The 1061-nt window shown below is 63.3% G+C and carries 1 protein-coding gene; it reads left to right on the forward strand.

The features are described from left to right. On the forward strand, positions 1–1061 hold a 1061-nt coding region (locus tag A3754_RS24460; protein ID WP_156497207.1), incomplete at both ends, for an HAD-IC family P-type ATPase.

Consider the following 1061-nt stretch of genomic DNA (forward strand, 5'->3'; position numbering starts at 1 on the left):
CGCCACATGGGGCTCGGGCTTGGCCTGGGTGTCCCGTTGATGGCCTGGGGCTTGCTGGGCGGCGACATGATGGTCCGCGCCGGGCAAACCAGTCAGTGGATCTGGCTGGCTATCGGCCTGCTTACTCTGGCGGTGCTGGCCACCGCCGGCCGCCACTTTTTTGTCGGCGCCTGGAAGGCATTTCGAAACCACAACGCCAACATGGACACCCTGATCGCACTGGGCACCGGTGCGGCCTGGCTCTATTCCATGGTGGTCGTCCTGTTGCCCGGCGCCCTGCCGGAAGCGGCCCGGCATGTGTATTTCGAAGCCAGCGCCATGATCATCGGCCTGATCAATCTCGGCCAGGCACTGGAAGTGCGCGCCCGCGGCAAAACCAGCGCTGCGGTGAAACGGCTGCTGGATCTGGGTGCCAAAACCGCGCGGGTGGTCCGCGATGGCGAAGAGCGGGACATCCCCGTGGAGCAAGTTCAGACCGGCGATATTCTCCGGGTTCGGCCCGGTGAAAAAATCGCCGTGGACGGCACGGTGAAAGAAGGCGAGAGCCGCATCGATGAATCCATGCTCACCGGCGAACCCATGCCCGTCAGTAAAAGTGAAGGCGACAACGTCAGCGCCGGCACACTCAATGAAGGTGGCACCTTGCTCTACACCGCCACCGCCGTGGGCAAAGACACCGCCCTTTCACAAATCGTCACGCTGGTAAAAAAAGCCCAGGGTAGCAAGCCCCCGATCGGCCGCCTCGCCGATCAGGTATCGGCGGTGTTTGTCCCCACCATCATGCTGATCGCCATCGCCGCCGCGCTGGTGTGGTTCAATGTGGGCCCGGAACCGCGCCTGACACACATGCTGATCAGCGCCACCACCGTGCTGATCATCGCCTGCCCCTGTGCGCTGGGCCTGGCCACACCCATGTCCGTGATGGTGGGGGTCGGCAAGGCGGCAGAATACGGCATCCTGATTCGTCAGGGGGAAGCCCTGCAAACCAGCAGCCAGCTGGACACCATCGTTCTCGACAAGACCGGCACCATCACCGAAGGCAAACCTGCCGTCACCGATAT

This window comes from Alcanivorax sp. HI0083, from assembly GCF_001635175.1.